Source organism: Kitasatospora sp. NPDC091257 (assembly GCF_044757675.1).
In the GTDB taxonomy this organism is placed as follows: domain Bacteria; phylum Actinomycetota; class Actinomycetes; order Streptomycetales; family Streptomycetaceae; genus Kitasatospora; species Kitasatospora lactacystinica.
This window is the reverse complement of record NZ_JBIVVI010000974.1, coordinates 1-3535: the sequence shown is the minus strand read 5'-3', so window position 1 is coordinate 3535 and position 3535 is coordinate 1. Positions and strand designations below refer to the sequence as shown.

3 protein-coding genes and 1 pseudogene are annotated in these 3535 nt (G+C 71.3%); 1 reads left to right on the top strand and 3 read right to left on the bottom strand.

Annotated elements, in window-relative coordinates; genetic code table 11:
- Positions 1–141 precede the first annotated feature (141 nt).
- Positions 142–369 (top strand): hypothetical protein, encoded by a 228-nt coding sequence (locus ACIQOV_RS33000; protein WP_359907425.1) that lies wholly within the window; start codon positions 142–144, stop codon positions 367–369.
- 57 nt (positions 370–426) lie between these two features.
- Here the strand turns inward: ACIQOV_RS33000 and ACIQOV_RS32995 are convergent.
- The 3 genes and pseudogenes from ACIQOV_RS32995 to ACIQOV_RS32985 form a co-directional block, all read right to left on the bottom strand.
- Positions 427–1110: pseudogene (locus ACIQOV_RS32995) on the bottom strand (ABC transporter permease); the annotation flags it as partial.
- Positions 1110–2117, bottom strand: a complete 1008-nt coding sequence (locus tag ACIQOV_RS32990; RefSeq protein ID WP_401054403.1) for an ATP-binding cassette domain-containing protein — start codon at positions 2115–2117, stop codon at positions 1110–1112. The gene ACIQOV_RS32990 and the pseudogene ACIQOV_RS32995, both read right to left, overlap by 1 nt.
- A 101-nt stretch (positions 2118–2218) precedes the next feature.
- The gene (locus ACIQOV_RS32985; RefSeq protein WP_401054401.1) at positions 2219–3457 is read right to left on the bottom strand and encodes a cytochrome P450; all 1239 of its coding nucleotides are present in this window, start codon (positions 3455–3457) and stop codon (positions 2219–2221) included.
- Positions 3458–3535 lie beyond the last annotated feature (78 nt).

The following is a 3535-nucleotide window of genomic DNA, read 5'->3' as shown; positions in this document are numbered from 1 at the left end:
ACGTGGACCTGCTGCGTGCCGTTCGAACACCAAAGGTCGAACATCGTCTTGAAGTGGTAGTCGTCCCACAAGTCGATGGTCAGGAAGGCTCCTGGGGCCGGGACGGCCCGTTCCCTCGATTTTCGGAGCATACTGACCAGGATGACGAAATCACCGGCAGTCCGACGCCCTCTGCCCACCAGTCCCTTCAAGCCCCGGCCCGAAGCACCGCCCAAGCACTTCGCGGTCGGCGACCGCATCAGCCACGACAAGTACGGTCTCGGCCGCGTCATCGCGGTGGAGGACGGGGCCTACCCCGCGGTCCTCGTCGACTTCGGCACCCGACAGGAGCGGATCACCCCGCCGTACGCCGCCATGTACACCCTCTGACCGACACACCGGCGGCGATGCGGTCACCGTCCCCGGGTTGCCGAACAGCTCGCGGCAGCCGGCGGTCAGGGCGCTGAGCGGGTTCCACTCGGCGATGAACCGCAGCCAGGCGGGCATCCCGTCGGTCGGCACGAAGGCGTTCGACAGCATGGTCACCGGCATCACGAGCAGCGTGAGCTGCTGCGCCATCTGCTCGTTGGGGACCTTCAGGCCGAAGAAGCAGCCGACCCAGCTGAGCGCGTAGCGCATCAGCACCAGCAGCCCGAAGCCGGCCAGGGCGTTCAGCAGCCCGTCGGACGCGCGCCAGCCGACCAGCAGGCCGGCCACCGCCATGATGGCCACGCTGAGCAGGCCGCCGACCATGTCGGAGGCGGTGTGCCCGAAGGCGACCGCGACCCGCGACATCGGCATCGAGCGGAACCGGCTCATCAGTCCGCGCGAGACGTCGGCGGCGACCCTCTCGATCACCGCCACCACCGAACTGGCCGTCACCATGGCGAACAGCCCGGGCATCAGGTAGGCGCGGTAGTCACCGCCGCCCGGAATCCGGATGGCGCTGCCGAAGACGTAGCCGAACAGCAGCACCATCACGGCGGGGAAGATCAGGGCGGCGATCAGTGAGCCGGGCTCCTGGCGCAGCCGGCTGAACTCGCGCCCGACGAGGACGAAGCCGTCCGACAGCGCCCAGCGCAGGCGGGTCACCGGGGTCCGGCGGGCAACGGGGGTGATCTGGACGGTCATCAGGCGTGGTCCTTGACTCTGTCGTCGGCTCGGGCGCCGGCCGGGGCGTCGCCGTCGGTTTCGGTGTCGGCCGGGGCCGAGCGGTCGGTCAGGCGCAGGAACACCTCGTCGAGGGTGGGGCGGCGCAGGCTGACGTCGGCGACCTCGATCCCCGCCCGGTCCAGCTCCCGGACGAGTTCGGCGACCCGCACGGTGCCGTCCGCGGACGGCACGCTCAGGCTGTTCTCGCCGGTCCCGGTCGGCTCGGCCCCGGTCAGCCGGTGCAGCACGGCGGAGGCCTGCGGCAGCAGCGCCGGGTCCTCGACGACCACGTCGAAGCGGTTGCCGATCGTCGACTTGAGTTGGTCGGGGGTGCCCTCGGCGATCACCCGGCCGTAGTCCACCACCGCGATGTCGTCGGCCAGTTGGTCGGCCTCGTCCAGGTACTGGGTGGTGAGCAGCACGGTGGTGCCCTCGGCGACGAGCTCCCGCACGCAGTCCCAGATCTCGCCGCGGCTGCGCGGGTCGAGGCCGGTGGTCGGCTCGTCCAGGAAGAGCACCTGGGGGCGCAGGATCAGGCTGGCGACGAGGTCGAGCCGGCGGCGCATGCCGCCGGAGTAGCCGCGCACCTGCCGGTCGGCCGCCTCCATCAGGCCGAAGCGCTCCAGGAGTTCGTCGGCCCGCTGGTGCACCTGCCGACGGGGCAGGTGGTAGAGCCGGCCGAACATCCGCAGGTTGCCGCGGCCGGTCAGCTTCTCGTCCACCGCGGCGAACTGCCCGGCCAGGCCGATCACCGAGCGCACCCGGTCGGCCTCGCGGACCACGTCCAGCCCGGCGATCCGGGCGTGCCCGGCGTCCGGGTCCATCAGGGTCGCGAGGATGTTCACCGCGGTGGTCTTGCCGGCGCCGTTGGGGCCGAGCACCCCGCAGACCGTCCCGGCCGGGACGGCGAGGTCGAGCCCTCGTAGGGCGTGGACCTCGCCGAAGTGCTTGTGCAGTCCTTCGGCGAGGATGATCGGGTCCGCCATGATCCCTCCACTGGGAAGTGCCGTGTGCGCGGGTCGCGCCGTACGCGGTCGTGGTGCGGTCGCGGCCGACCCGCGCCGGGGAGCCGTGCGCCGACGCCGGGTCAGCTCGCCGACAGCGGGAACTCCCGCAGGCCGCGAATGATGAAGGAGCCCCGCCGGCGCACCGGCCCGGCCTGCCGCAGCCCGGGCATCCGGGAGATGAGGGTCCGGTAGGCCACCTCGGCCTCGAACCTGGCCAGCGGCGCGCCCAGGCAGTAGTGGATGCCGGCCGAGAACGCCAGGGTGTCGTTGCGGCTGACCCGGGTGATGTCGAAGCGGGCGGGGTCGGGGAAGACCTGCGGGTCCCGGTTGGCCCCGGCGGCCACGATCGCCAGCTCGCTGTCGACGGGCAGCACGACACCGCCCAGCTCGACCGGCTCGTGGACGATCCGCCGGTAGGTCTGCACCGGCGGGTCGTGGCGCAGCGTCTCGTTGACCACGTTCTGGGCCAGTTCCGGGTCCTCGGCCACCATCCGCCACTGCTCGGGGTGGCGCAGCAGCGCCAGGATGCCGTTGCCGATCAGGTTGACGGTGGTCTCGGTGCCGGCCAGCGGCAGGAACATGCACAGCGGCAGCAGTTCGTCCATGCTCAGGCTGCCCTCGTCGACCAGCGGCAGCATCCGGCTGATCATGTCCTCGCGCGGCTCGACCCGGCGCTGCTCGACGATCCGGGTGAACAGCTCGGTCATCCCGGCGATGGCGGCGTCCACGCTGCGCGCCTTCTCGTAGGTGACCACACCGTCCAGCAGCGGGACGATCTCCCGGCTGAGGTGGTGGAAGTGCTCCCGGTCCTCCTCGGGGATGCCGACCAGGTCGCCGATCACCGCGGTCGGCAGGTGGTGGGCGAAGGCGGTCATCAGGTCGAACCGGTCGCCCTGGGCCAGGATGTCGTCGATCAGCCGGTGGCAGATCTCCTCGGCCCGGTCGCGCCAGCGCTCGACGACGCGCGGGTTGAGGGTGGGCATGGTCATCCGGCGCAGCCGGGTGTGGTGCGGCGGGTCGAGGCCGAGCATGGAGTTGTCGAAGTTCATGAACTCCGGCACCTTCTCGCCGTCGGCCTTGCGCACGCCGAAGCGCTTGTCCCGCAGCACCTGGTTGGCGAGTTCGTGGTCGGTGGTGACCCAGGTGCCCAGCGGGCTGCGGTAGACCCGGCCCCGCGCCCGGATCTCCTCGTACGCGGGGTAGGGGTTGTCCGGCGCGCTCAGCACCTTCGCGTAGGGATCGCCCTGGGCGGCGAGCTTGCGCACCAGGTCGTGGAAGAAGCGCATCTGCGCCCGGAGTTGCCGCTCACTCGACTCCATCGTCCCGTGCCCCTTCAGCCTCCGCGAATGGGGCCGAGCGTAGGCATGGCCGTCACAGGGCCGACACCCCTATCCGGG